Origin of the sequence: Corynebacterium sp. 21KM1197, from assembly GCF_033783015.1 — a bacterium.
In the GTDB taxonomy this organism is placed as follows: domain Bacteria; phylum Actinomycetota; class Actinomycetes; order Mycobacteriales; family Mycobacteriaceae; genus Corynebacterium.
On record NZ_CP123907.1, the window covers coordinates 1,585,292 to 1,611,700 of the forward strand.

The 26,409-nt window shown below is 62.8% G+C and carries 23 protein-coding genes and 1 riboswitch; of the genes, 6 read left to right on the forward strand and 17 right to left on the reverse strand.

The window, feature by feature from the left end:
- Nucleotides 1–33 precede the first annotated feature (33 nt).
- Nucleotides 34–549, reverse strand: coding sequence for a polyadenylate-specific 3'-exoribonuclease AS (locus OLW90_RS07680; protein WP_319649509.1), 516 nt, complete (start codon nt 547–549; stop codon nt 34–36).
- A 261-nt stretch (nt 550–810) separates the two neighbouring features.
- Between OLW90_RS07680 and OLW90_RS07685 the strand changes: the two genes are divergently transcribed.
- Nucleotides 811–1,986 carry a glycosyltransferase 87 family protein gene (locus OLW90_RS07685; protein WP_319649510.1) on the forward strand — a complete coding sequence of 392 codons (1,176 nt, stop codon included), beginning with the start codon at nt 811–813 and terminating at the stop codon, nt 1,984–1,986.
- 24 nt (nt 1,987–2,010) lie between these two features.
- On the opposite strand, the gene OLW90_RS07690 is transcribed toward OLW90_RS07685, so the two are convergent.
- The 13 genes from OLW90_RS07690 to OLW90_RS07750 form a co-directional block, all read right to left on the reverse strand.
- Nucleotides 2,011–2,217, reverse strand: a complete 207-nt coding sequence (locus OLW90_RS07690) for a hypothetical protein (protein ID WP_319649511.1) — start codon at nt 2,215–2,217, stop codon at nt 2,011–2,013.
- 91 nt (nt 2,218–2,308) lie between these two features.
- Nucleotides 2,309–3,532 (reverse strand): acyltransferase family protein, encoded by a 1,224-nt coding sequence (locus OLW90_RS07695; protein WP_319649512.1) that lies wholly within the window; start codon nt 3,530–3,532, stop codon nt 2,309–2,311.
- 221 nt (nt 3,533–3,753) lie between these two features.
- A complete protein-coding gene (locus OLW90_RS07700) occupies nt 3,754–4,494 on the reverse strand; it encodes a lysophospholipid acyltransferase family protein (RefSeq protein ID WP_319649513.1) in 741 nt (246 codons plus the stop codon).
- Nucleotides 4,495–4,533: 39 nt separating this feature from the next.
- Nucleotides 4,534–5,499 (reverse strand): ROK family protein, encoded by a 966-nt coding sequence (locus OLW90_RS07705; RefSeq protein ID WP_319649514.1) that lies wholly within the window; start codon nt 5,497–5,499, stop codon nt 4,534–4,536.
- Nucleotides 5,500–5,543: 44 nt separating this feature from the next.
- On the reverse strand, nt 5,544–6,686 hold the full coding sequence (locus OLW90_RS07710; RefSeq protein WP_319649515.1) for a glycosyltransferase family 4 protein: 1,143 nt from the start codon (nt 6,684–6,686) through the stop codon (nt 5,544–5,546).
- 21 nt (nt 6,687–6,707) lie between these two features.
- A complete protein-coding gene (locus OLW90_RS07715) occupies nt 6,708–7,904 on the reverse strand; it encodes an NlpC/P60 family protein (protein WP_319649516.1) in 1,197 nt (398 codons plus the stop codon).
- Nucleotides 7,905–8,342: 438 nt separating this feature from the next.
- Entirely contained in the window at nt 8,343–8,996 is a 654-nt protein-coding gene (locus tag OLW90_RS07720; RefSeq protein WP_319649517.1) for a C40 family peptidase, read from the reverse strand.
- Between the two features lie 11 nt (nt 8,997–9,007).
- A riboswitch (cyclic di-AMP (ydaO/yuaA leader) is annotated at nt 9,008–9,193 on the reverse strand.
- A gap of 780 nt (nt 9,194–9,973) precedes the next feature.
- On the reverse strand, nt 9,974–11,593 hold the full coding sequence (locus OLW90_RS07725; RefSeq protein ID WP_319649518.1) for a cytochrome bc complex cytochrome b subunit: 1,620 nt from the start codon (nt 11,591–11,593) through the stop codon (nt 9,974–9,976).
- A complete protein-coding gene (locus tag OLW90_RS07730) occupies nt 11,593–12,813 on the reverse strand; it encodes a ubiquinol-cytochrome c reductase iron-sulfur subunit (RefSeq protein ID WP_319649519.1) in 1,221 nt (406 codons plus the stop codon). Before OLW90_RS07730 ends, OLW90_RS07725 begins: the two co-directional genes overlap by 1 nt.
- Nucleotides 12,810–13,697, reverse strand: coding sequence for a cytochrome c (locus OLW90_RS07735; protein ID WP_319649520.1), 888 nt, complete (start codon nt 13,695–13,697; stop codon nt 12,810–12,812). Before OLW90_RS07735 ends, OLW90_RS07730 begins: the two co-directional genes overlap by 4 nt.
- Before the next feature lie 72 nt (nt 13,698–13,769).
- Nucleotides 13,770–14,384 (reverse strand): heme-copper oxidase subunit III, encoded by a 615-nt coding sequence (locus OLW90_RS07740; RefSeq protein WP_319649521.1) that lies wholly within the window; start codon nt 14,382–14,384, stop codon nt 13,770–13,772.
- A 436-nt stretch (nt 14,385–14,820) separates the two neighbouring features.
- Entirely contained in the window at nt 14,821–15,252 is a 432-nt protein-coding gene (locus OLW90_RS07745) for a cytochrome c oxidase subunit 4 (RefSeq protein ID WP_319649522.1), read from the reverse strand.
- A 17-nt stretch (nt 15,253–15,269) separates the two neighbouring features.
- The gene (locus OLW90_RS07750; RefSeq protein ID WP_319649523.1) at nt 15,270–16,346 is read right to left on the reverse strand and encodes a cytochrome c oxidase subunit II; all 1,077 of its coding nucleotides are present in this window, start codon (nt 16,344–16,346) and stop codon (nt 15,270–15,272) included.
- A gap of 467 nt (nt 16,347–16,813) precedes the next feature.
- On the opposite strand from OLW90_RS07750, the gene asnB reads away from it, so the two are divergent.
- Nucleotides 16,814–18,736 carry an asparagine synthase (glutamine-hydrolyzing) gene (asnB, locus tag OLW90_RS07755; RefSeq protein WP_319649524.1) on the forward strand — a complete coding sequence of 641 codons (1,923 nt, stop codon included), beginning with the start codon at nt 16,814–16,816 and terminating at the stop codon, nt 18,734–18,736.
- A gap of 57 nt (nt 18,737–18,793) precedes the next feature.
- On the opposite strand, the gene OLW90_RS07760 is transcribed toward asnB, so the two are convergent.
- Complete coding sequence (locus OLW90_RS07760; RefSeq protein WP_319649525.1) at nt 18,794–19,135, reverse strand: iron-sulfur cluster assembly accessory protein; 342 nt, start codon at nt 19,133–19,135, stop codon at nt 18,794–18,796.
- A gap of 179 nt (nt 19,136–19,314) precedes the next feature.
- Between OLW90_RS07760 and OLW90_RS07765 the strand changes: the two genes are divergently transcribed.
- Entirely contained in the window at nt 19,315–20,016 is a 702-nt protein-coding gene (locus OLW90_RS07765; RefSeq protein WP_319649526.1) for a DUF3043 domain-containing protein, read from the forward strand.
- Between the two features lie 37 nt (nt 20,017–20,053).
- Entirely contained in the window at nt 20,054–20,995 is a 942-nt protein-coding gene (locus OLW90_RS07770) for a nicotinate-nucleotide--dimethylbenzimidazole phosphoribosyltransferase (protein ID WP_319649527.1), read from the forward strand.
- A 233-nt stretch (nt 20,996–21,228) separates the two neighbouring features.
- On the opposite strand, the gene OLW90_RS07775 is transcribed toward OLW90_RS07770, so the two are convergent.
- On the reverse strand, nt 21,229–22,356 hold the full coding sequence (locus OLW90_RS07775) for a branched-chain amino acid aminotransferase (protein WP_319649528.1): 1,128 nt from the start codon (nt 22,354–22,356) through the stop codon (nt 21,229–21,231).
- 83 nt (nt 22,357–22,439) lie between these two features.
- On the opposite strand from OLW90_RS07775, the gene OLW90_RS07780 reads away from it, so the two are divergent.
- Nucleotides 22,440–24,020 carry a leucyl aminopeptidase gene (locus tag OLW90_RS07780; RefSeq protein WP_319649529.1) on the forward strand — a complete coding sequence of 527 codons (1,581 nt, stop codon included), beginning with the start codon at nt 22,440–22,442 and terminating at the stop codon, nt 24,018–24,020.
- A 1-nt stretch (nt 24,021) separates the two neighbouring features.
- On the opposite strand, the gene OLW90_RS07785 is transcribed toward OLW90_RS07780, so the two are convergent.
- Entirely contained in the window at nt 24,022–24,411 is a 390-nt protein-coding gene (locus OLW90_RS07785) for an oxidoreductase (protein ID WP_319649530.1), read from the reverse strand.
- Nucleotides 24,412–24,560: 149 nt separating this feature from the next.
- Here OLW90_RS07785 and sucB point away from each other — a divergent pair, with 149 nt between their 5' ends.
- Nucleotides 24,561–26,273, forward strand: coding sequence for a 2-oxoglutarate dehydrogenase, E2 component, dihydrolipoamide succinyltransferase (sucB, locus tag OLW90_RS07790; RefSeq protein ID WP_319649531.1), 1,713 nt, complete (start codon nt 24,561–24,563; stop codon nt 26,271–26,273).
- Nucleotides 26,274–26,409 lie beyond the last annotated feature (136 nt).

Genomic DNA, 26,409 nt, shown 5'->3' on the forward strand with positions numbered 1-26,409 from the left:
CGCCCCTCATCATGTGGCTTTTCACTCACATGGCTAACTCACGCCGCGCACCCGGTTATCCTCCCCCAGGAAAAGCCGCTCCTGGCAGGCGCGGAACTTCACCACGTTATAGCGCGCATCCGCCAGGGCGTCGTGAGCGTTGGCCGGGGGCGCGGGCAACTCCGGGCGGCCCGCCATCTCCCAGAGTTGCTTGAGTTCCCTGGTATAGCGCGGGATCTCCCTGGGTAGCCCCGCCATATCTCCCCAGAGTTGGGCCAGCACCACGTGATCATAGGCCCCCACCCAGGCCCACAGTTCCGGGCGGCCCGCCCCCGCGAGGAGGAACTCGTAGACCTCGTTTCTAATCTGCTGCTGGGGCTTCCATTCCTTGGCGTGCGGGCTGGGAAGTTTGCTGAGCACGTTCTCGCGGACCCAGGGATTAGCACGCCGCTCATCAAAGTCCGTGGACACCGCATAGTATTCGCGCCCGTCCTCGGCCACCATGCCGATGGACACGAGTTCTATCGTGCGGCCGTCCTCCACAAACTCGGTGTCATAGAAATACCGCACGGGCGGTCCTCATTCCCTTTCCGTCCGGGGCTTTGGAATCATGTGAGGTTTCCCTCCCCACCGAGAGTAGCGCGTGCCTCTCGACGCCCGAACCTCGCCCTCGCACTCCCCCCCACCCATCGACCGGGAAGCAGCGCGATGGTTCGCCCGGCAGCGCTGCCCGCCCCGTGGGGGTGAGCCGAAGGATTTTTGGTCAAACCGCCACGGCAATGTGCCTATAATACGCAGGTGCGCGACGATAAAACACAGGGATCATTCAGGTTGATCTCACCTCCCCGGTGGGCGCTGTATGCCGGGGCGGCCCTGTTCCTCCTTGTCACGGCCTTCATGCTTTTCCAAGGCCCATTCCACCTGCGGTACTTCCTGGACTTTGAGGTGTACCGCGCCGGCGCGCAGGCCTTTCTCCACGGGGAATCCATTTATGAGCGGGATTATGACATGGGCATCGTCACCCTCCCGTTTACCTATCCCCCGTTTGCCGCCCTGCTCTTTGCCCCGCTGGCCTGGCTGCCCTCGGCGCTGGGCGCGGTGCTCCTCTTCGCCATTAACACCGCCTGCCTCTGGTGGGTCATGGTGCTCACCCTGCGCTGGTGCGCGCCGCAACTCCACTCCCTAGCCTGGGCAGCCTGCGCGCTTCCGGTAATGCTCGTCTCCGAGCCTGTGCGCGAAACCCTCTTTTTCGGCCAGATCAATCTGATCCTCATGGCCATCGTGTCCACGGATATTCTGGGCAAGCGGCTGCCTATTCCCCGAGGAGTGCTGGTGGGCCTGGCCGCCGCCATCAAACTCACCCCCGCAGTATTTGGCCTGTACTTCCTGGTCAAGCGCGATTGGAAGGCTGCGGCATGGGCCGTGGGCTCCGGCCTAGGCTTCACCGTCCTCGCCGCGCTCATCAGCCCCCATAATTCCCTGGTGTATTGGCTGCACACCTTGTCCAACACCGGCCGCATTGGCTCCCCGTTCTACGCCTCCAACCAGTCTCTCCAGGGTTTCCTCTATCGCCTAGAGGTTCCTCCCGCCACGCTTTCTACGCTGTGGATCATCGGGAGCGTGCTGTGTGTGGCTGCCGTGGCCTGGACCATGCACCGCCTGCTGAGCGTCGGCGCGGTGCCCGCCGCTCTCGTTCTCAACTCCCTGATCGCGCTCATCTGTTCTCCCATCTCCTGGTCACACCACTGGGTCTGGTTGATTCCCGCGCTCATCGTCACCGGGGCGGCCGCACGTAGAAGCCGCGCGATGATGGCGCTCACGGCCGCCATCGCCGCAGCGATCCTCGCTGCGCCGCACTGGCTCCTGCCCACTAACGACGCCCGCGAACTCGAATGGCCACTCTGGGCGCTCCCCCTGGGCAACGCCTATCTGGTTCTCGCGCTCCTTATCCTCGCCTACGCCGCATTCTTCCCCCGGACATTCCGCCCCCTTGAGGCACGGCGCTAACCATTTCTGCCCGGGTTAGCGCTGCTACGCGACTTTCCGCTCCGTGTTTTCCTCGATTCCCTGGGGTTTTTGTGCCTTAGCCCCCGGCAACGGCACAAACATCACGAGCGCCACGAGTACAAAGAACACCGGCCCGGCCTCTAGGTGATGGAACTCCAGCCCCGCCATCACCAGGTACGCCACAATGAGTATCACCGCGGCCACCATGCGGCCCACCAGAATCTTCTTCATCTCAGGTTTCCTGCCCTTCCTGTTCTGCACCCCATGTATCGGCTTTTATCGGCGCAGTCTACTCCCCTGCTCCCGCGCCGACACACACGGATCAGCGTCTAGGTCTTGTCCTGATGGGATCTTCCTCCCGGGAAGCTCTCCCCGGTTGGTGCTCTTCACGCCCCTCTCGGGAAAAGAACGCGCGCACCGCTCCCGGCACCGGAGCCAGGGCGGGCGGCTTAAGCGTCCACCCGATCACCGGGATACGCTGCAAGGCCCACATCATCACACCCCCGGCAAAGCCCAGGAAAATGCACGCCACTACCCAAAATTGGGTGCTGTGCGTCCACCGCTCGGCCTCCAGGGAGATCTCCACCCCGCCCAATCGCGCCAGAGGCACGTGGAAAAAGATCGTCAGCGCAATGGGATGGCCCAGATAGATGGGCAGCGTATGCCTGCCCAGGAATTGCAGCGCGGGGGAAAGATAAGGCACCTTGGATAATCCCACGGCCGCGAGGATGGCGATGGGCAGCATGAGGAACTGCCCCACCGTGCGCACCAGGGTCCATACGTCATTCGCCTCCACCACGGTTCCCGGCCACAACGGCCAATCCATGAGCGCGGGACCGTCTGCGGAGACGAGGTACCACATGGCGTACACCGCAAAGCCCGCCACATACGCCGTGGTAGCGCCCACGATCTTGGGCGGGGTCATCGCGCTGCTGGCAAAGTCGCGCACGGTGCGGGAAAGGTGCGCCCCCACCATAAAGATCGGCAGGTACATGATGAACTTGCCCACCGTATCGCAATGGGTGTTGAGCGGAAGCGCCAACACCGTGGTGAAGGACAGCGCCACCGCCACCCACGGACGCAACCTCCTGGTGGCCCACAGCACAAGGTTAAAGGCCACCAGGACGTATAAGAACCAATACATGTTCTGGGCCGTGAGCAGCGTCTCCGCATAAAAATGCACGTCGGCCAGTTCGGAGCCGTAGTAGGAGGCCCGGTGCCAGTCCATAAGCCCCACCTCGATGGGGGTCCACAGCACATAGGGCACCAGGAAGAACCACAGCCTGCGGCTGAACAATTCCCATAGGCTCATGCACAGCACCTTGGTGGAAAAGACCCCGCTCACCAGGAAAAAGAGCGGCATACGCAGCGGGTCAAGGAGGTGATTGACCTGCGCGGCAAAGGTATCCATGCCAAAGGGCACCGCCAGGCATACGTGCAGCAGCACCACCCCCAGGATGGAAACCCCCTTGGCCACATCCGGCCAGGCCACGCGCCCCTGCTCTCCGGCTTTTACCGGGGCGGTGCTGGCAAGGTGCGGGGCCATAAGCATGAGAAAGTGCGCAACGTCCTATCCGTGAGGCGGGAAACTGAGAGGAAACTTATGGGTTTAACCCTACAATGGATAGTACCTGGGAAGGAACTTCCCAGGTACCCAGCCGCACCCATCCCGTGCCCCTCCTAACAGCCCCACGTCACCACACGGATACCTCCGGCACGCCAGTGCCCCGCCGCGCCGATTAGGCAACTCTGATTAGGCAACGCCGATTAGGAAAAACGCGGTTCCGCCCCGCGCGGATAACCGTGGCCCGCCTCCAGGGACTTCTTCACCTCGGAGGCATACACGTCCACGTAGTCATAGCCGGTGAGTTCCACCAGAGTGCTCATCACGTGATCGGTCAGCGCGCGCACCGCCTGCTGGGAATCCGGGTCCAGGCCCTGTGACTTCACATAGGCGTGCGGATCGATCGGCTTGCCCACCTTCATGCTCACCTTGCGCGGGCGCAGCAGCCACGAACCAATGGGATTGGCCTCCCGCGTCCCGATCATGCCCACCGGAATGATCTTTTCCCCGGTGGCCAAGGCAATGCGCGCCACCCCGGTGCGTCCACGGTAAATACGGCCATCGGGAGAGCGCGTGCCCTCCGGGTAAATGCCAAAGAGGTCGCCGCGATCAAAGACCTTCTGCGCGGCCTTCTGCACGGCCTCGGCCGCACCGGCCTCGTTGCGGTTCACCGGCACCTGCCCCACGGTGCTAAAGAACCAGCTCTGTGCTCGGCCTACCAGGCCGGGGGTGGTGAAGTATTCGGACTTCGCCGGGAAGGTGATCTGGCGGGGACACATCAGAGGGAAGAAAAAGGAATCCATCACGGACTGATGGGAGGAGGCCAACAGGGCCGAGCCCTTCTTGGGGATATTCTCTACCCCCTCGATCTTCGGGCGATTCCACACGCGCAAAAACGGCCCCACCAGGATGTATTTGAAAGTCCAGTACCATTTATTGTGCATTGCTCGTCCTCCGTGACGGGTTGAGTCTCTTTTGGCGGGCTATCCGGCCACAAGCCCCCGCGCCAGATCGGCTACGCCAATCATACCCGCATCCGCTCCCAACTCCGCCGTGGCTACGCGGGCCAGCGGGCGGTACCCCGTTCCCACGATCTGCGAGGAGAACTGCTCCGTGGCCTGGTCCAGGTAAAGGTCCGCGTCCCTGGAAACACCGCCACCCAGCAAAATCAGCTCCGGGTCCAGAATATCCGCCACGATGGAAAGGCCCGTGCCCAGCCAGGAGGCGAACTCCTCCACCACCGCCATGCCCGCCGCGTCTCCCCGGCGAGCGGCCTGCATGATGTGCAGCCCGTCCACGGAATTCGGGTCGCGCCGCACCTGAGCGGCCAGGGTCGAGCCGGAAAAGCGGCGCTTATGCACCAGCTCAATGGCGGAATCCATCAGCGCGGTACCCGAGCAATAGCGTTCCAGGCAGCCGAGTTTTCCGCAGGGGCAGGGCCTGCCCCCCGGCACCACCGTGAGGTGCCCGAATTCCGGGGCCGTGCCGTAGGCTCCTCGGAAGATCTCACCGCGCGTCATCAGCGTCGCCCCGATGCCGGTGCCCACGGCAAAGAGCACCCAAGTTTCCACGCCCTGCGCCGCACCAAAGCGGTACTCGCCCCAGGCCGCGGAGTTCGCATCGTGCTCTAACTTCACCGGTAGGCCCAGGCGTTCCTCCAGCATGGAGCGCACCGGGGCGTCGCGCCACGGCAGGTGCGGGGCAAAGCGCACGACCTCGCAATCGGGGTCGAGGAAACCCGCCACGGCCACGCCCACGGCGGCGATCTCGTGATCCCTACGCAGCAGATCCACCAGGTGCGCGATCCCTCGGCTCATGCCCTCGGCGTCGCGCGGCGAGGGAAGCGAGCGGGCGTCGATAATGCGCCCCCCGGCGTCCACCACTCCGGCGCGCATGTTGGTACCGCCGATGTCGAAGCCCACGGTGAGGCTGCTCGACGTATCGGTCATGGCTCTCTCGCCTCCGTCAGAACGGCTGATAGGTAACCGTCTCATTATAGGGGACGATCGGACACATCCAGAAGCCGCCGCAGGCGAGCAGACATGATCTCCCACGTCCAGTTCTGTTCTACGTATCGACGCCCCGCCGCACCCATCTCCGCGCGCTGCTGCGGGGAGCCCAGGACGTCCACGAGGGCGTCGCTAAGCTCCTCGACGTCGCCTCCCCGCACCACGTAGCCGGTGTCCGGCTGCACCGTCTCCGGGGCTCCACCGGAATCCCCGGCGATCACCGGAACCCCGCAGGCCTGCGCCTCCAGATAAACGATGCCCAAGCCCTCCACGTCCAGGCCCTTCCCCCTGGTTCGAGCGGGTACGGCCGCCACGTCCGCAGTGGCGACGATCTCCACCATCTCCGCAAAGGGCAGGCTGCCGGTGAAGATCGCGGTGGGATCGTAACGTCGGGCGAGGGTGCGCAGCGTGCTCTCATACCGCCCCTGCCCCACGATCATCAGTTGCGCCTCGCCTATCGACGCCCGCACCCGAGGCATGGCCCGCAACAATTGATCCTGCCCCTTGCGCGGGACCAGCCGAGAGACGCAGACGATCAGGGGCGTATCCGGCGCAATCCCCCACCGCGCGCGCACGCGCTCTTGCGCGGAGGTATCAATCGGCTTAAACACCTCCACGTCCACCCCCGAGGGCAAATGCTCAAAGCGCGGCCCCGACCCAAAGGCCCGCCGGAACCTCCTCAGGGTGTAATCCGAGATGTAGGTGACCACGTCCGCGTGGCGACCAATCATGCGCAGCACCTGCCGCGCGCCAGGAAGCATGGACCATCCCACCTCGTGCCCGTGCGTGGTGGCAATGACCCTCCGCGCCCCCGCTCGCTTGGCCGCCCCACCCATGACCGCCAGGGGGGCCGCCGCGCCAAACCACACGGTGGTGATCTGGTGTTCTCGGATTAACTCGCACATGCGACGCACCGTAGCCGGTGTGGGAAGCATCACCGCGCGCGGCCATCGCACCACCTCGTAGGGCACCTCCGCGTCGTGCTTGCGCGCGGCCTCTGCGTCCTGCGTGGAGGCAAAGACCACGATGTCCTGCGGGTCGAGGCGAGAAACAAAGTCCCTCAGATATGACTGAATCCCGCCCACGCGGGGCGGGAAATCATTGGTAACCAGGAGCGTGGTGGGCATGCACCCACTCTAGCCCGCAGCTTAGAAGCGTACCGCTCCCGCCCACGGCATGGAATCCACGTCCACGATCTGCACCGGAATGCCGTAGTCGGAGGCGTGCACCAGTTTGCCATCGCCAATGTACATGCCCACGTGGGTCACGCCGGGGTAATAGCCCACCACGTCGCCGGGCTGAAGCTGATCGCGGCTCACCGGGGTGCCGCCCGCCAGCTGCGACTGCGAGGTGCGCGGCACAGTCATGCCCTGCTGCTGGTAGGCCCAGTAGATCAGGCCGGAGCAGTCGAAGGCGTCCGGGCCGGTAGCGCCCCAGCTATAGGGTGCCCCCAGCTTGGACAGCGCCGCCTGCACGGCCCCGGCGGCCTTGCTCGAACCCGCAGGAACGGAAGGAGCGGATTCCGACGACCCGCTGGAACTCCCGGTGCTACCCGTGCTCGGGGGCGTTGCCGGGGCCGGAGAGGGCGGACCCTGCACCGGCGCGGCTTCCTCGGGGGCCGCCTCTTCCTCGGGAGCGGAAGGAGTACTGAGTTCCTCGGTGATCTCCGTGATCGTGGTGGTGGAAAGTTCCTCCTCGGTGACCTCCGGGGTCACCTCCTCCACGGTCTCAATGATCGTCTCGCGCAGGCGCGCCGTGAACTCATCGAGGTTCACCACCTGCGGGTTGTTCTTCAACTCCCAGCGCTCGCGCTCGTCCTCGGTGAGTGCGTCAATGCGCTCCTTCACCTCGGCCACCTGGGCCTCAAGTTCCTCTTTTTCCTCGCGCAGGACGTCGAGGGCCTCTTCCAGCTTCGCCTGCTCGTACTTGGCCGTGGCCGCCTCTTCCTCGGCGTCCTCCTGCGCATCCAGGGCCTCCTGGGCGGTGTCGCGGAGGTTCCGCATCACGGTATCCGCCTTCCGGGACAGGGTGCCCAGGTAGGAGGCGCGATCAATGGCGTGCTGAGGATCATCCGCGCCCAGGGTGCTGACCTCGCGGTTCAGGTTGGACAGGCGGTACCGAGAACCCGCTAACTTTTCAAAGTCCTCCTTGGCCTTCTCCCACTTTTCCTTGGCCTCGTCCGCTAATTCCTGGGCCTTATCCGCGGCCTCCTGGAGTTTCTCGACCTCCTCGGTCTCCTTATCCAGGTCCTCCTCGTGCTGCTTCACCTCCTCATTCTTGGCGGCAGCATCGCGGGAAAGCTGTTCCATCGAGGAGATAAGGTCATCGGTTTCATCGGCTTGCACTACCGACGCTCCCCCCACGGTGAGGGCGAGAACCGTGCCAGTACCAATGAGTAAACGTTGGGTGTAACTAGCAGCGCGACGTGGGTTGAACACTCGTGTACTCCAGGCTATGAGAGGAGGGATAAATATAACGAAAAGAACTATAGCGGTAAAAGTGGCTTCTTGCCTAGTGGAGCGATCAAAAAATTTTATTGGTTCTCTCCGAACAGTGCCTCACCGTTATCTTTTGCCCGCTCTCCCCGCCCACAGAGATGGACCAGAGCGATTTCCCACGGACCGCCCGCGCAAGATGACCTCCCCGCTTACCCCTCAATGAGGCCTCTACCGCCCCGAGCACCCCGCCCCCGTTTCTGCGGGAGTATGAGAAAAGCCCCGGCCCCACACACAGGGTAGGACCGAGGCTAAGTTCCTGGCATATGCGCCTAAGGAGAGCGCCGCCTAGAAGCGCACCGCCGAGTGGAAGGGCATCATATCCAGCGGGCGCTCCGCCACCGGGGAACCGGAGTTCAGGGCATCAATGATCATGCCGTTGCCCACGTAGATACCAACGTGGGAAGCACCACCGTAGAAGGCCACGATGTCACCGGGCTGAAGATCACCATAGGCAACCGGGGTTCCCGCAGAGGCCTGGGCCTGAGAGGTACGCGGGATGGCCTTGCCCACCTGGGAGTACACCCAGGAGGTGAAACCGGAGCAGTCGAAGGCGTTGGGGCCGGCCGCGCCGTACACGTAGGGGGAACCGATCTTGCCGCGCGCGATGTCCACGATGCTCTGCCCCACGGAAGCGGAGGCGGAACCGGGCACGCCAAAGCTCTGATCTTGCCCCACCGGAGGAGTGGACAGCTCGGAAACCGCAGCCGGGGTGAACTCCGTGCTCTGGGCGGGCTGCTCGAAAAAACCGAAGTTCTGCACGAAGTCATAGCCCGGAACGTTGCCGAAGTCCGGGATGTCCACGGAGAAGTCGGTGTTAGGAACGGTGAAGGTGGCGGCGTTAGCCACACCGGGGGTCACCACGGTGGCACCCACAGCGAGGGCAGAAGCGGCGGCAAAACGGCGAGCGGTGGTGTTCTCCTGCCGACGGTGCTTAGTCACGAATGAATCTCCAAATCTTCCTGTCATGCCTACCGGGTTAGCTGTCGAGTGAGGAAACGGAAGGCTCCTCCCCTCGGTCCATCTGAGCAAGAGGCTTCTTAACTCAGACTCTTCCAAGGGGTAAACCCCAGAAGCGAGTGGTTCCCCGGCTCCCAACGAGAACCTGTGTTCCCGCCGAGACTCGGCTTTAGTTTTCAGTTCATGTACTTGCCCCAGGGCTGCGCCCCGCTGCAATGTCTCAATTAGGTTACGAAACGGCCACAAACCTTGTCCAACCGCCGCCACCATCCAGCACCGTTACCGAACCGTTATCAAAAAGATACTGAAAGTTTCCCTAGCGTTTTCTTGACGGCAACCTGCCCCCTCAAACCGTCGCCGCAAACCATCTTTTCCCAGGTCATCACCACCATATAGGAAATCCACGGCAGAATCATCCCCTCGGCGGCCCACGCATTTCCCAGGAATAATTAAGCCAAAGATCCCCCGATGTGACCTTTGACACATGCGAGTTTCGCTCGCCACACAGACCCCTCAGACCACACCGGCAAACGGTTTAACGCACCCCATGACTCCATTCCCTGCGCACTCCGTCCGCTTCGTCCCCTTGGCACGAGGACTGACCCACCAGGCATTCAGAAGCTCGTGCCTCGCGCCCCCAGCAGGATTGTCCCCCTACCCGTCGTCCTACTCTCCTCCGCGCGGCGGGGAATGGCCTGCTTCAGTAGCAATTGTCCCCCTACCCGTCCTGCTCTCCTTTTCAGCCCCTCAGCCTCAACTGCTCTCTTCGGCCCCCTACCGCCTCTCACCACCCCACTTCCCCGCTTCTCCACTCCCGCTGCTTTCCCGCCCGGACTCCTTGCCGCCCCGCTGCCCGGGGGCTACCTCGGACGCAGCGCAAAACAACGCGGTACATAAGCAAGAGCACCACCCCTGCGTAGGGATGGTGCTCTACAAAGAAAGCCTAGGACTCCACGCGATTAGCGATCAGAATCCCGATCGCGCTCCTCATTAGCCTTGTTCAGATTCTCAAACATCTGGGCTTCCTCGTGGTGATTCTCGCGGGCGATCTGGCGCTTACGCTCCTGAATGTGCTCAGGATCTGCGGAGAACACACCATAAGACTCCGAATCGGCAAAGCCAAGTTCGTTGAGCTGCTTGGGCACCTTGGCACCCGAGTACTTCAACGGAATCGCATGTCCGTGATCGTCCACGCCACCAAGCGGCTGGTGAACCTCGATGAAGGCACCGTTGGGCATTTGCTTGATGATGCCCGTCTCAATGCCGTGCTCCAGAACCTCGCGGTCAGAACGCTGCAAACCAATGCAGATGCGGTACGTGATGAAGTACGCCAGCGGAGGCAGCACCAGCAGACCAATACGGCCAACCCAGGTCATGGCATTCAGCGAGATCTGGAAGTGGTAGGCGATGAGGTCATTACCACCGGAGAGCGTGAGCAGGATAAAGAAGGTCAAGCCCATCGCGCCCAGGCCGGATCGCACCGGCACATCGCGGGGACGCTGGAGGAGATTGTGGTGGGCGTCATCGCCGGTAATCGCCTTCTCGATGAAGGGGTAGGCGAAGAGCAGGATCACCATGAGCCCCGCCAGCAGGGCCACCCAGAACACACCCGGGATCGTGTAATTACCGAGGTACAGCTCCCAAGCGGGCATAACACGGGCCGCACCGTCCGTCCACAGCATGTAAATATCGGGCTGAGAACCAGCGGAAACCTGCGAGGGGTTGTAGGGGCCGAGCAGCCAGATCGCGTTGATGGTGGTCAGACCCGCCATGAGCGCGAGCACACCCGCGGTCAGCAGGCCAAAGGCCACTGCCTTCACCGCGAACACCGGCATAATGCGCACGCCCACCACGTTCTGCTCCGTGCGACCGGCGCCGGGGAACTGGGTGTGCTTCTGGTACCACACCAGGGCCAGGTGTGCCGCGATCAGGCCCAGGAGGATACCCGGGATGATGAGCACGTGAGCGATGTAGAAGCGATCAAGCATGATCTCGGAGGGGAAATCGCCGCCGAAGATCAGCCAGTGCAGCCAGGTACCAACGATCGGCAGACCCACGATGATCGCGGACATAATGCGCAGACCCACGCCGGAGAGGAGGTCATCCGGCAGGGAGTAACCGAGGAAGCCCTCGGCCATGCCCAAAACGAGCAGGGTGCAGCCGATGATCCAGTTGGCCTCACGGGGGCGTCGGAAAGCACCCGTGAAGAAGATGCGCAGCATGTGCGCCACCATCGAGAACATGAACATCAGGGCGGCCCAGTGGTGCATCTGGCGCACAAACAGGCCGCCGCGCACCTCAAAGGAGATGTTCAGCGCAGTTTCATAGGCGCGAGACATCTCCACGCCCTTGAGCGGAAGGTAAGCGCCGTCGTAGATCACTTTCGTGATCGAGGGATCAAAGAACAGTGTGAGGTACACACCGGTCAGCAGCAGGATGATGAAGCTATAGAGAGCAATCTCACCGAGCATGAAGGACCAGTGGGTCGGAAAGACCTTGTTGATCTGCGGGCGAAGCAGGCCCGAGACTGTGTACCGCTCATCAACGTTATTGCCAATGTGGGCAAGTTTATTACTCATTATGACTTACGCTCCCAGAATGCCGGGCCAACGGGCTCAACAAAGTTGTCCTTGGCGATGAGGTAGCCTTCCTCGTCCACCGTGATCGGCAGCTGCGGCAAAGCACGGGCGGCCGGGCCGAACACCGGCTTGCCGTAGTGCAGCGCATCAAACTGCGACTGGTGGCAGGGGCACAGAATGCGGTTGGTCTGAGCCTCATACAGAGAGGTGGGGCAACCAATGTGCGTGCAAATCTTCGAGTAGGCGTAGTAGTCACCGTAATGGAACTCCTCCTGCCCCTCGCGCTCGACCACCTTGGTGGCGTCGGCGGAACGCAGGCGAATCAACATCACGGCATTACGCGGACCGTGGATGGAGTGCATGTGGTTGGTGTACACATCGCGCTTGGGGTCGTAACGATCACCATCGTTCACATCCTCCTCCGCCAGCGGGAACACCGTCTCCATCGCGGCGGCGTCCAGATCCTCGGGACGCATGCGCACCAGGCGGGAAACACCCTCCGTGGTCATGTGCGTTCCCGTCTGCCCCTTGTGCTCCTCGGCCACCGCACCGGTGTCACGGCCGAGGTACAACTTCACCCCATTCTCGTGCAGGGTCCAACCAGAGGTCCACAGAGTTCCGTCACCGTTATAGTTCAGCTCGTGGCGCTTCCAGGGGTTCTTCACCATGCCCCCCAGCGGGAGGGCCACCGTGAGACCAGCGAAAACGGCACCCAGCCCCAGCAGGCCTTGGATTGCCTTACGACGCCCCAGGGTGGAGGTCGTCCAGGCATCGTTCAGCAGTGCGGTAACGGTGCGACGATCAATCTCATCGGAAGGGCCGTCGTGGCGCTTCTGCACGGAAATCTCTTCGGGAATAAAGGACTTCACGTACTGAACCACAAAGATACCCAGGCTCAGAATGGTCAGGCCTGCGGTCAGACCAAGCATGGGGGTGTAGAACGTGTACATCCACATGCCCTCGTCCCCCAGGCCCTTGTACTCCCACGGCCAGAAGAGGTACGTGGCCAAGAAGCCGATACCAGAGACGATAGCCAGAATGAGCCACACGGCAAGAACGCGCTCGGAGCGCTTTTCCGCGGGGTCGTTGGGCACCGGGAAGCGTTCCTTGCGGTACGCCACAGTGACGCCATCAAGCTCAGTGCCCAGGCGAGCAAGTTCCTCATTGCTCATGGACTTGAGCTGCTGTTCCGTATATTCGTGATGCTTTGCGTTACTCATGAGCGCGTTCCAATCCAGATAGCGGCGGCGATGAGCGCCACGATGCCGACGAACCACACAAAGAAGCCCTCTGACACCGGGCCGAGACCACCCAGCGACCAACCACCGGGGCTGGGCGTCTCCTTGGCGGACTTAATGAAGGCGATAATGTCCTTCTTCTCGTCCGCAGAAAGCTGACGATCGGAGAACTTCGGCATGTTCTGCGGACCGGTCAGCATGGCCTGATAGATCTCCTGCTCATTGGCAGGGTCAAGCACTGGAGCGTACTTACCGGAGGAGAGCGCGCCGCCACGGCCGGTGAAGTTGTGGCAGGAGGCGCAGTTCAGGCGGAAGAGTTCCGAGCCGCGAGCCACATCGGCAGGATCGATCTTCCCGTCATAGTTAGCCCCGCGCAGCTCCTCCATGGCGATGGAGCCGTCCTCGTTGTACACGATCTCCGGACCACCGCCGTTTGCCGCCACGTATGCAGCCATAGCGAGCGCCTGCTGCTCCGTGTAACGCGGACGCTTACGCTCCGCCTGGGCGTCATTGGACATCATCGGCATGCGGCCGGAATGCACCTGGAAGTACACCGAGCCTTCACCCACGCCGATGAGGGAGGGGCCGCGATCCTTTACGCCCTGCAAGTTCGCGCCGTGGCACGTGATACAAGCAACGTCGTAGAGGTCCTTACCCTCCTGAATCAAGGCTTGATCATCGCGGCTGGCGGAGGCCGTCTGGGCGTCGGGAGTGAGTGCGCTGGCCAACACACCAGCGCTCGTGAGCCCGAGGGTAAGAGCCAGCGCACCGCCAGCGGTCCGACGCATCTTGCGACGGTTGCGGACCTTCTTACCCGAGGCGGCGGAATCCTGCCGCTCGGTGTTCTTTGGGTTGGTATCCATCATTTCCCTTTATTCTTTGTGCGGGTCGTGAACACACGGGGCGATCCAGGTGCAGTGAGACTGGATCGAATTCCCCTACTGAATCACGTACACGACCACGAACAGACCGATCCAGACGACATCGACGAAGTGCCAGTAGTAGGACACCACCATGGCTGCCGTTGCCTGCGCCGGCGTGAACTTGGACTTAGCCACGCGCAGCAGGATCACCACAAAGGCCAACACGCCAGCCAACACGTGGGCGGCGTGGAAGCCCGTGGTGATGTAAAAGACGGAAGCGAACACGCTGTTCGAGATGGTTACCCCATCCATGATGAGGTGCGCGTACTCGTACCCCTGAAGGCAGAGGAAGATTACGCCCAGCAAGATCGTCAGCGAGTACCACTTGCGCAGCCCATATACGTCACCCCTTTCCGCTGCAAACACGCCGAACTGCGAGGTCACAGAGGAGGTCACCAGAACCACGGTGATCATCAACGCGTACCACACGCTGAGATGCCCGGCCTGGTGTGCCCAGTCCCCAGACTGGCCGTTAGCCCGCGACGTAAAGTACATCGCGAAGAGTCCGGCGAAGAACATCAATTCCTGCGACAGAAACACGATGGTGCCAACGCTGACCATATTGGGGCGGTTCAGCGTCGGAACACGCTGCGGTGCTGCCGTACCTGAGTTTGAAATTGCGCTCGTCACGCCTATTAGTATGACTGCTCAAAGCCGGGAAGTCACTTCGTCTCCCCCGCCGCTTTTCAGCACGGCTTTAGCAAAAGGCCAGCCGGTGCAGGGACCCACGCCACACCCACCCCACCTCTCCCCGCCACAGCCCCGACGCCCGCAGTCATTCGCGCAGGTCACGGCGGCAGCAAATCGCCACCCGGGAAACAGCAGGTAAAACCAGGCATTACAACCCCCGGGAAGCGCCGTCGCACGGCGGTTTCCCACAGTTCCCCAGAGAGACATAACTCACAAAAAGGGACTCCCCCACCCCGCCATGATCAAACTTTCGGATAACCCCCGCCGCTCATCCTTTTTATCGACCGCCACCGAATCGCAGAGCCATGTCACGAAAATGATAAAAGAAATACCCCACCATTAAAACATAATGGTGGGGTATTTTAAAATACGATATTTAGTGCTTTTCCTTCGGCTGACCATACTGAAGGTTCAGCTTGGTGGTGGTGTAAATCAACAACACCGCGCCGAGAGCAATCATCCACCAGTGCAGGTAAACAATGCCCAGACCCAGCACGAGGATCGCACCGGACATAGCCGCCGGCCAGATGGAGCTGGGGCTAAAGAAGCCCAGGGTTCCGGCCTTATCCGCAACCTCGGCCTCCTCCCAATCCTCGGGGAGGATGTCCATGCGACGCTCGGTGAAGTGTAGGTAACCACCGAGCATGAGGGTCAAGGCAGCGGCCAGAACCAGGCCCACCACTCCGGCCCACTCGGTGCCGTATCGGTAGCCATCGTCTTGCACGTGCGTGGTTCCCAGAATGTAGATGACCGCCATGACAACCAGGAATACGGTCATCGAGTACATGATCTTGGTACTTGATTTCATGATGCAGCTCCTACGCCTTAGGCGTTATTGTTCACGAAGTTATCGCCGTCGCTGGTATTGCGATCAGAGTTGAACGGGTGCGTGCTGGTGGCGTAGGGCTCCTCGCCGATGGCCTTGAGTGCGTCGGAGTTCGGAGCACCAGGGTTAGCGGTGCGGAACGCCATGTAGTCGCGGAACTGATCCGGGGTGACCACACGCAGCTCGAAGTTCATCATCGCATGGTAGGTGCCGCACATCTCCGCGCAGCGGCCCACGAAGGCGCCTTCCTTCTCGATCTTTTCCACCTGGAAAGCACGCTGCTGCTGGTTAGCCTCCGGGTGAGCGTAGGCATCGCGCTTGAACAGGAACTCGGGGATCCAGAAGGAGTGGGCAACGTCGCCGGAAGCAAGGCGGAACTCCACCGGCGTCTGGCTCGGCAGGACCAAAACCGGAACCTCCTCGGTGGTGCCCAAGGTCTCCACCGTGTTGTAGTTCAGGTAGGACATGTCGCGCTTGGACTTACCGTGAATCGGGTTATCCCCGTTGGGGTTCACCCGAGTCTCATCGGCCAGGCGCTGGCTCTCCTCATCGGTACCCACATAGTCCTGGCCATTCGGCATCAGGGAACCATCCACCTCGGCGTAGCCGAACTTCCAGTTCCACTGGAAGGCCGTGACGTCCACGGTGACTTCCGGGTTCTTATCCAGCGCGGTGACCTTTTGCTGGGTCTGCACCGTGAAGAAGAAGATCACCATGACGATCACGATGGGCAGGGTGGTCAGCACAAGCTCCACGGGAATGTTGTACTGCGTCTGGCGGGGGAACTCACCAGCGCCCTTCTTTTCCGCGCGCTTTGCCCCCCACCGGAAGATAGCGGTGAGGAACAGACCCCACATGATGAGGCCAATGATCCACGCCGCAACCCAGACCCAGACCCAGAAGTTGCCCATGGCGGTGGCCTCCGGGGTGATTCCCTCGGGCCAACCCATGCGCAGCAACCGATCCACGGCCTCCGGCGGAGCGACGTCACAGCCAGACAAGGCAAGACCCGCAGCGGCAACGATGCCCCCCAGGGCTACCGTCCGGCCGCGGCCTGCTCGATTTCGCTGTTCCACGTGTGTCTGCCTTTCCTTCCACACAGCTTCCAAGAACCAAGATCAACCAAAGAGGACTGTGGTTCATTCCTAACCAGCAGGATAGCCGATAAGAGTCCTGAAACCACGCTGAACCCCTCTACCCCAACTCTCAGGATCACCACAGATTATCCCTACTTGAGGCGAATCTTACTGGCCTAGCCCCTTTTCCTCCCCCACCACCCCATCAGGACTGTGGCATAACCCTCACCAAAGATCCATCGAAAGTTGTCACCCATTCGGGGAGAGTAATAAGGCCATTCCCGGCACAGTCCCCGAAGAATCTCGGGTTCCGCGCGTACTCAAACACCTACTTCGCGCCCGCTCAGTAGCCTATGCCCACCCCACGTAGCGGGGAGCGCCATGTGCGGCACGTCCCCGCGTCATGCCATCATTACTTATAATATTTCTTCACCCTCCCCCACCTGTTTAAGGAGTAGACAAAGAATATGTGCGGGCTTCTTGGCTTCCTGTCCGCTGACGGGAACGCCGCTGGTTTTGTCGATACCGTAACCCACGCTCTCGTCTGCCAGCGTCACCGCGGCCCTGACGATTCCGAGTCATGGTCAGACGATGACATCGTCTTAGGCTTCAATCGCCTCTCCATTGTCGATCTAGAGCACTCGCACCAGCCGTTGCGCTGGGGCCCCCAGGACAACCCCGAGCGCTACACGCTGACCTTTAATGGTGAGATCTACAACTACGTGGAACTGCGCGAGGAACTCCAACAGGCTGGCTACGCCTTCCACACCACGGGCGATTCCGAGACCATCGTGGTGGGCTATCACCACTGGGGCGAGGCCGTGGTGGAGCACCTGCGCGGCATGTTCGGCTTTGCCGTGTGGGATTCCCAGGAGCGCACGCTTTTCCTGGCCAGGGATCAGTTTGGCATCAAGCCGCTCTTTATGGCCACCACCACCCAGGGAACCGTCTTTTCCTCGGAAAAGAAGTCCATCATGGACATGGCCTCCGCACTGGATCTAGACCTCAGCCTTGACCGGCGCGCCATCGAGCACTACGTGGATCTCCAGTACGTCCCGGAGCCGGAGACCCTGCACGCGGGAATCCAGCGCCTCGAATCCGGCTGCCACGCCACCATTACCCCCGGTAAGAAGCCTGAGGTCAAGCGCTATTTCCGTCCCGAGTTCCGCACCTCCCCCGTACCCCAGGGCCAGGAGCAGGCGCTCTTTGACCGGATCGCTCGCGTTCTGGAAGATAGCGTGGAAAAGCACATGCGCGCCGATGTCACGGTGGGGTCCTTCCTCTCCGGCGGCATTGATTCCACCGCCATCGCCACCCTGGCCAAGCGGCACAACCCTGACCTCCTTACCTTCACCACCGGCTTTGAACGCGAGGGGTATTCCGAGGTCGATGTGGCGGCGGAGTCTGCGGCGGCCATCGGGGCCAAGCACATCGTGAAAATCGTTTCCCCCGAGGAATACGCCAATGCCCTCCCCAAGATCATGTGGTACCTCGATGATCCGGTGGCCGATCCCTCCCTGGTGCCCCTCTACTTCGTGGCGGCCGAGGCTCGCAAGCACGTCAAGGTGGTGCTCTCCGGCGAGGGCGCCGATGAGCTTTTTGGCGGATACACCATCTACAAGGAACCCCTCTCCCTGGCTCCCTTTGAAAAGATCCCCTCCCCCCTGCTCAAGGGTCTACGCCACCTGGGTTCCGTTCTGCCCGAGGGCATGAAGGGGAAGTCTCTGCTGGAGCGCGGCACCATGAGCATGGAAGAGCGCTACTACGGCAACGCCCGCTCCTTTAACTTCGAGCAAATGCAGCGGGTGATTCCCTGGGCCACCCGGGACTGGGATCACCGGGAGGTCACGGCCCCCATCTATGCGCAGTCCCGGCACATGGACCCCGTGGCCCGCATGCAGCACCTGGACCTGTTCACCTGGATGCGCGGCGATATTTTGGTCAAGGCGGATAAAATCAACATGGCCAATTCCCTGGAATTGCGCGTGCCCTTCCTGGACAAGGAGGTGTTCCGCGTGGCGGAGTCCATCCCGCACGAACTCAAGATCGCGCACGGCACCACCAAGTATGCGCTGCGCAAGGCGATGGAGCAGATCGTTCCCCCGCACGTGCTGCACCGTAAGAAGTTGGGCTTCCCCGTTCCCATGCGGCATTGGCTGGCCGGTGAGGAACTGCACGGCTGGGCGCAGGATACGATCCGCGAATCCCAGACCGAGGACATCTTTGATAAGCAGGCCGTTCTGGAAATGCTCAAGGAACACCGCGATGGGATTTCCGATCACTCCCGGCGGTTGTGGACCGTCCTGGCCTTTATGATCTGGCACGGGATCTTTGTGGAAAAGCGCATTGATCCCCAGATCGAGCACAAGGATTATCCCGTGGACATCTAGGAACCACTAAAAGGAGGGCGACCCACATCGGGCCGCCCTCCCTATGTAAGCAGGCGCTTAGTGGAAAGAATCTCCGCAGGCGCAGGAACCCCCGGCGTTGGGGTTATCGATGGTAAAACCCTGCTGCTCGATGGTATCCGCGAAGTCGATCTTGGCCCCCATCAGGTAAGGGACGGACATCTTATCGATCACCAGGCGCACGCCACCGAACTCATCGGCCTTGTCCCCATCCAGGGTGCGGTCGTCAAAGTAAAGCTGGTAGCGCAGCCCCGCGCAGCCACCGGGCTGCACGGCAATGCGCAGGGAGAGATCATCGCGGCCTTCCTGATCTAAGAGCGCCTTCGCCTTGGCCGCAGCGGCGTCGGAAAGCGTTACTCCGGTGCTGGTGGGTGCAGTCATCTCGATAAACTCCTTGCTGCGTGAACTGTCATGCTGGGGTTTCTCATCACCCTACCCTCGGTGCCGCTGCTGCGTCATCAAGGTCACGCGCAAGGCACGGCGGGCGACGTCGCCAAGTGTAACGCGGGAACCTCCGCCGATATTCCCGCCGGACACGGTGGGCTTGTACAGTTGTAGCCGTGAAATTACCGTGGCAGAACAGTAACGATTCCGCCTCCCCGGAGGCCCCGGCCGAGGCTCCCGCGCCGCAGCAGGAGGAAAGCACTCCGCTTCCCAAGGGATATACCGCCCCCAAGGGTCGCCCCACGCCCAAGCGCAAGGACGTGGAGTTGGAGCGCGGGGTGATTCGCGGGACGTCGATGGCCCCCACGACCCCGCAGCAGCAGCGCCAAAAGCGCAAGGAACTCAAGGCCTCCATGTCCAAGCAGGAATGGAAGGACTACAAGCGCAAGGAGCGCGAGGAATCCCGGCGCAGGCAACGGGCAATGGATCGTGGCGAGGAGCGCTATCTGCTGCCCAGGGATAAGGGCCCCGAGCGCGCCTTTGCCCGCGATTGGGTGGATTCCCGCCGCTTCCTCAACAACTGGGTCATGCCCTTTGCCTTGGTGCTCTTCGCCTCCATGTTTGTGACCAACGGCTTCCCCGAGGCCGCGGGCATCGTGTCGCTGGTTTCCATGGCCATCATCCTTCTCTTCGCCGTGGAGGGCATTATCCTCGCCCGGCGCGCCAACCGAGCCGTGCGCGCGGAGTTCCCCGAGACCACGCAGGCCGGAATCGGCTTTGGTTTTTACGTCTACTCCCGTGCCTCTCAGCCCCGGCGCTGGCGCAGTCCCAAGCCGCGCGTGGAACTGGGGGCCACGGTGGGCCGCATAAACCAGTAAGCAATAGCCATACTCACAGCGATCAGCGGAGGTCACCGTGAACTTATTCAACACCGTTGCACCCCCCACCGGCGGCGCCGAGCACCTGCCCACCCCCATCCCGGTGGAAGCCGCTGGACGGTTGCGCGATGTTGCCGCGTTCTTCGCCTCCGTGCAGGGAGTCACCGCCGACGCCCCCCTGCGTCCCATCGTGGAGCCTCGACTCGTCCTGGTCAGCGGAGGTAGAGCCGAGGCGGACACCGCAGGCACCACGGAAATCACTGACGACGCCGCGAGCACCGCCACGGGCCCACGGGACGTCGCTGCGCAATTGCTGGAACAATTCCACGCCGGTACCGGCCCCACCCTCGCTTTTGCCGAGGCCACCGGGATCGCCACGGAACTGGTGGAATCTCCTTCCCCATCCTCCTTTGAGGAGGCACTATCCCTAGGAATCCGCACCGCCGATGCTCACGCTGATCGCGGCGTGGATCTGGTTTTACCCGCCTCCCTAGGGCACGGCGACGAAGAGGAAGCGCTGGCGCTCCTGGGGCTGCTGTGCTCGGAGGAGCCCGTGGCTGTGGTGGGCTTCCACGGCACCTCGGATAAGCGCTGGAGCCAGCGCGTAAGCCGCGTCCGCGACCTCATGTTTAGCGCCCGCGATCACCGAGGTTCCGCCGCCGATATTCTGCGGCACCTCGCCAACCCCGCCATGATCACCCTCGTGGGCTTCCTGGCGCAATCCGCGTCACGGCGCACCCCGATTCTGCTCGATACCACGGTGACCTGCGTGGCCGCGTGCTACGCGCAGGCTCTCGCCCCCGGTGCAAGGGATTGGATGCTGGCCGGGCAACTAACGCCCCAGGCCGGGCACCTCCTCGCCGTGCGGCACCTTGGACTAACTCCTTTGTTCGCTCTCAACATGCCGCTGGGCATGGGCACCGGTGCTGCGAGCGCCATGCCCCTCATTCGGGCCGCCACCACGCTCTACGCGCGATAGCGCAAGCAATCACGGCGGCGCGATAACGCCGCCTGGCCATCCCCCTCCCAATCAGCAATGGCTGAGCACGGGGCTTCGGCCGCCCCCACCCCGTGCTCCGGTGCCTCCGCCGAGGGTTTCCCGGCTACCGATAGAGCCCTGCTGCGCCCCGGCGCAGCCACACGGCCAGCCACAGCCACACGGCCAGCCACAGCCACACGGCCGGACACGCCGCATAGGCTCGGCCCCGCTGGCTACCCCTCCGCTGCCGCAGGCACCAAACCGTACACCCAACCGTGGGTATCTTCTGCCACCCCGCGCTGAATATCAGTGAGCCTCCGGCGCAGCTTCATCGTCACCGATCCCGGCTCATTATTCCCCACGGTAAACTCCCCCTCCGCGGACTTCACCACGCCCACCGGGGTGAGCACCGCCGCGGTGCCGCACGCCAGGGTTTCCGTCATCGCTCCGGATTCCGCGTCCCTGCGCCACTCCCCCTTGGAGATGCGCCGCTGCTCGGTAACGTATCCCAGGTCGCGGGCCACGTGCAGCAGGGAGTCTCGGGTTACGCCGGGCAGGAACGATCCGCTCAGTTCCGGGGTCACCAGGGTGACGCCCTCGGGAGAATCCTCGGAACCATACACAAACATAAGGTTCATGCCGCCCATTTCCTCGATGTACTCCCGCTCCACCGCATCGAGCCACACCACCTGGTCGCAGCCCTTCTCGCTCGCCTGGGCCTGGGCCAGCAGGGAGGCCGCGTAGTTGCCCGCGAACTTCGCGGATCCCGTTCCCCCGGGGGCCGCGCGCACGTAGTCCTCCGAGATCCACACGCTCACCGGGTTCACCCCGCCCTTAAAGTATGCCCCCGAGGGAGAGGCCATGAGCAAGAATGTGTAAGAGGCCGAGGGGTGCACGCCCAGGGTTGCCTCCGTGGCATACATCAAGGGCCGCAGGTACAAGGCGGCCTCGCCGCCCGCCTCCGGCACCCATTGCTGATCCACCTCTACGAGGACCCGCAGCGCCTCAAGAAAATCCTCCACCGGCAGTTCCGGCATGGCCATGCGCCGCGCGGAGTCCTGCATACGCTGCGCGTTGCGCTCGGGACGGAAGGTGGCGATGGAGCCGTCCGGCATGCGGTAGGCCTTGATTCCCTCAAAAATAGCCTGCCCGTAGTGCAGCACCGAGGAGGCCGGGGATAACTCAATGGGGCCAAAGGGCACCACCTGTGCGTCGTGCCAGCCTAATTCTTGGTTCCACTCAATGCGCACCATGTGATCGGTAAACTGCTGCCCAAAAGCGGGGTTAGCCAGGATCTCCGCGCGGCGCTCATCGGAGGTGGGGTGGGAGTTGCGATGCACGTCAAAGGTGAGAGAAGTCATGCACCTCACCATACATGGATCGCCCCAGGCGATAGGCTTAATTGCGTCTACCCGACCGCACTACTTTTCCTCCAGGAGGTTTCATGCTCAGCGGCCTGCCCGTTCGAGGTACTCTCGCTTCCGCCACGTTGGCTAAGACTGCCCCCGATCACGCCCCGGTGATCCTCATTCCGGCTTTCTCCGGAGAGGACGGCCCGGAGTTTCCGCTCACCGATCTCCTCACCGCCAAAGCCGCTCGCGGCGTGGTGGCCTCGGCCGAGGCCGTGGGCTTCAGCGGCACCACCGGCGAGGTTGCCGTGCTGCCCGCCCCCGCCAAGATCTCGGCGCAGGCGGTGGCGCTGCTGGGGCTCGGGGAGGCCAGCGAGTTCGATAACGAGGTCCTGCGCCGCGCCATGGGAACCGCCGCGCGCAGGCTCCGCGCACACGGCGATGTCATCACCGCCTTGGGCAACCTGGGCGACGGTGCCCTCGGAGCCGCCGCGGAGGGCTATCTTTTAGGCTCTTATCTCTATCCCGGTCAGCGCTCCCCCGAACGTTCCACTGATAAGACGGGCAAGACGGACAAGCCCGCTAAGGGCACGGCCGCTCATGGCACTGCTCCCGGCACGATCACGTTCATAGGCGGCGGCAAGCGCGATAAGGAGGCGTTGCGCCACGCAACGATCACCGCCGAGGCCGTGGCCCTGGCCCGCGACCTCACCAATACCTCCGCCCGCGATCTCTACCCGGCTTCTTATGCCGATACCCTCGCGGATCTCGCCGCCGAGTACGGGGTGGAGGCCGAGATTTATGATGCGTATCGACTCTCCGCCGAGGGTTTCGGCGGAATCCTAGCGGTGGGGGCGGGTTCTCAACGCGCGCCCCGCCTGGTGCGGCTGCACTGGAAGCCCTCCGAGGAGGCTGCGGCTACGTCTACTGCGGCCCCGGCGCACGTGGCCCTGGTGGGCAAGGGAATCACCTTTGATACCGGGGGAATCTCCCTGAAGCCCCCGGCCAACATGGAGATCATGATCTCCGATATGGGTGGCTCCGCCGCGATGGCCGCCAGCATTTTCGCCGCCGCGCGCCTGGGTCTCCCCGTGGAGATCACCGCGTGGCTGCCGCTCGCGGAAAACATGCCCTCGGGTTCCGCCACCAGGCCCGGCGATGTTATTACGCACTACGGGGGCCTCACCTCCGAGGTCATCAACACCGACGCGGAGGGCCGCCTGGTGCTTGCCGACGCCCTCGCGCGCGCCAGCGAGGATCGCCCCGACGTCATCCTAGAAGCCGCCACGCTCACCGGCGGACAGCTCGTGGCACTGGGCACCCGCACCGCGGGCGTGATGGGTTCGGAGGATCTGCGCGACCTCGTGGCCCAGGCGGGTCAAGAGGTGGGCGAATCCGCCTGGTCCATGCCGCTCCTGGAGGAGCACTCAGAGGCCCTGTCCTCCCCGGTGGCGGACGTGCGCAACACCCATAACTCCCGCAACGGCCAGATGCTTTTTGCCGGGGCATATCTCTCGCGCTTCATCGCGGAGGGAATCGAGTGGGCGCACCTCGACGTGGCCGGCCCGGCCTGGAACGAGGGAGCCGCCTACGGCTATACCCCACAGCGGGCCACCGGCGCCCCGGTGCGCACCGTCGTGCGCATGCTAGAGCACCTGGCCAACCAGGAGGATTAGGTTAATTGCCCTCGCTGCGCTCCCAGTGGGCGCGGCGCTGTTGCTGCTCCTCGCGCTTACGCAGGATGCGATCACGCTCGATCCTGTCCCGCATGCGCTGCGGGTATCCGGTTTCCTCCACATCATAAACGGGGCAGTCCAGAAGTTTCGCCAGGGCATCAATGCCCTTGGGGCCACCAATACGGCGGCGGATAAAGTCCCCGGATTCGTCCACCACCACGGCGGACATTTCATTGACAAAGGTTTCCGGCTCCACAAAGGCCTCCACGAAGGCCCGGCCCCGCGCCCACTGCCGTAGGTCCTCGGCGTCATCGGGGCGGATCGTCGCACCGGGGGCTCGGGGTGGGCGCGTCCCCTGTTTATTCTTCCGGCGACCAAAAAGTTTGAACACGGCCTACAATTGTAGGGGTACTCACTGTTATCCCGCGATGATCCTCCCGCCGTGCTCTTGGAGGCACCTCCGGTGCGCACCGTTCACTGCGGGCAGGTACGGTTAATGTATTAGATCCACCTACACGACTATCGAGGAGTCTGACACACATGGCGTTCTCAGTAGAGATGCCCGAACTGGGCGAGTCCGTCACCGAAGGAACCATCACCCAGTGGCTCAAGTCCGTCGGAGACACCGTTGAAGCCGACGAGCCCTTGCTGGAGGTCTCTACCGACAAGGTGGACACCGAGGTCCCCTCCCCGACCTCCGGCGTTCTCCTCGAAATCAAGGCCGAGGAGGATGACACCGTGGACGTGGGTTCCGTCATCGCCGTGATCGGTGACGCCGATGAGGCCCCCACCGAGGATTCTCCGGCCCCCGCCGAGCCCCAGGAACCCGAGGACGCTCCCGCCGAGGCCAAGGAGGAGCCCCAGACCGCCGCCGAGGAGCAGGCCCCCGATGCCTCCGGCGAGGCTACCGACGTCGCCATGCCCGAGCTTGGCGAGTCCGTCACCGAGGGCACCATCACCCAGTGGCTCAAGTCCGTAGGCGATAGCGTTGAGGTGGACGAGCCCCTGCTGGAGGTTTCTACCGACAAGGTGGACACCGAGGTGCCCTCCCCGGTGGCCGGAACCCTGCTGGAAATCCTCGCGGAGGAGGATGACACGGTAGACGTGGGTGCCACCATCGCCCGCATTGGCGATAAGAGCGCCGCTCCCGCAAAGAAGCAACCGGAGGAGGAGAAGGCGCCCGAACCCGCCGCGGAGACCCCCGCCAAGGAGGAGCCGAAGCAGGAGGAGGCTCCGAAGGAAGAGCCGAAGGCCCAGCCTGAGGAAAAGAAGGAAGAGGCCCCCAAGCCCTCCGCAACCTCGGGCAACCTCCCCTACGTCACCCCCCTGGTGCGCAAGTTGGCGGAGAAGCACTCCGTGGACCTCAGCACCGTGAAGGGCACCGGCGTGGGCGGCCGCATCCGTAAGCAGGACGTCCTCGACGCCGCCGAGGGCACCTCCACCGCCCCCGAGGCTGCTGGGGCGGCGTCGGCAAGCGAGCCGAAGGCCCCGGGCGCGGCCTCCACCAAGTCCGTGGACCCGGAGAAGGCCAAGCTGCGTGGCACGGTGCAGAAGGCCAACCGCATCCGCCAGATCACCGCAACCAAGACGGTGGAGGCCTTGCAGACTTCCGCGCAGCTCACCCAGGTACAGGAGGTGGACATGACCAAGGTCGCGCAACTGCGCAAGGCCAATAAGCCCGCCTTTGCGGAGAAGCACGGCGCGAACCTCACCTACCTGCCGTTCTTCGCCAAGGCCGTGGTGGAGGCCCTGGTCTCCCACCCGAACGTGAACGCCTCCTACAACAAGGAGACCAAGGAGATCACCTACCACGAGAGCGTGAACCTCTCCATCGCCGTGGATACCCCGGCTGGTCTGCTTACCCCGGTGATCCACAACGCGCAGGATAAGACCCTGCCGGAGCTGGCTCAGGCGATCGCGGAGTTGGCCGATCGTGCCCGCAATAACAAGCTCAAGCCGAATGATCTGGTGGGCGGCACGTTCACCATCACGAACATCGGCTCCGAGGGCGCACTGACCGATACCCCGATTTTGGTTCCGCCGCAGGCCGGTATTTTGGGCACCGGCGTGATTACCAAGCGCCCCGTGGTGGTCACCCGTGATGGCCTGGATTCCATCGCTATCCGCCAGATGGTATTCCTGCCGCTGACCTACGATCACCAGTTGGTGGACGGCGCGGACGCCGGGCGCTTCCTCACCACCGTGAAGGATCGTCTGGAGACCGCCGACTTCGAGGGTGATCTGCTTCTCTAAGCCCACCCCCGGTTCTCCTCGCCCGAGGTAGTCCAGGTCATACGAGGCCCTAGCCCCATTTGGGGTTAGGGCCTCGTTGTTATGCACCTCGCAGCGTTTATAATGCGGCTAGATATATCACTCACCCTGTGGTTAA

Bases quoted from the DNA above. Each gene is read 5' to 3' on its own strand.
- OLW90_RS07690 (WP_319649511.1), bottom strand. From the start codon at position 2,217: ATGAAGAAGATTCTGGTGGGCCGCATGGTGGCCGCGGTGATACTCATT.
- OLW90_RS07695 (WP_319649512.1), bottom strand. From the start codon at position 3,532: ATGGCCCCGCACCTTGCCAGCACCGCCCCGGTAAAAGCCGGAGAGCAG.
- OLW90_RS07700 (WP_319649513.1), bottom strand. From the start codon at position 4,494: ATGCACAATAAATGGTACTGGACTTTCAAATACATCCTGGTGGGGCCG.
- OLW90_RS07705 (WP_319649514.1), bottom strand. From the start codon at position 5,499: ATGACCGATACGTCGAGCAGCCTCACCGTGGGCTTCGACATCGGCGGT.
- OLW90_RS07710 (WP_319649515.1), bottom strand. From the start codon at position 6,686: ATGCCCACCACGCTCCTGGTTACCAATGATTTCCCGCCCCGCGTGGGC.
- OLW90_RS07725 (WP_319649518.1), bottom strand. From the start codon at position 11,593: ATGAGTAATAAACTTGCCCACATTGGCAATAACGTTGATGAGCGGTAC.
- OLW90_RS07730 (WP_319649519.1), bottom strand. From the start codon at position 12,813: ATGAGTAACGCAAAGCATCACGAATATACGGAACAGCAGCTCAAGTCC.
- OLW90_RS07735 (WP_319649520.1), bottom strand. From the start codon at position 13,697: ATGATGGATACCAACCCAAAGAACACCGAGCGGCAGGATTCCGCCGCC.
- OLW90_RS07745 (WP_319649522.1), bottom strand. From the start codon at position 15,252: ATGAAATCAAGTACCAAGATCATGTACTCGATGACCGTATTCCTGGTT.
- asnB (WP_319649524.1), top strand. From the start codon at position 16,814: ATGTGCGGGCTTCTTGGCTTCCTGTCCGCTGACGGGAACGCCGCTGGT.
- OLW90_RS07760 (WP_319649525.1), bottom strand. From the start codon at position 19,135: ATGACTGCACCCACCAGCACCGGAGTAACGCTTTCCGACGCCGCTGCG.
- OLW90_RS07775 (WP_319649528.1), bottom strand. From the start codon at position 22,356: ATGACTTCTCTCACCTTTGACGTGCATCGCAACTCCCACCCCACCTCC.
- OLW90_RS07780 (WP_319649529.1), top strand. From the start codon at position 22,440: ATGCTCAGCGGCCTGCCCGTTCGAGGTACTCTCGCTTCCGCCACGTTG.
- sucB (WP_319649531.1), top strand. From the start codon at position 24,561: ATGGCGTTCTCAGTAGAGATGCCCGAACTGGGCGAGTCCGTCACCGAA.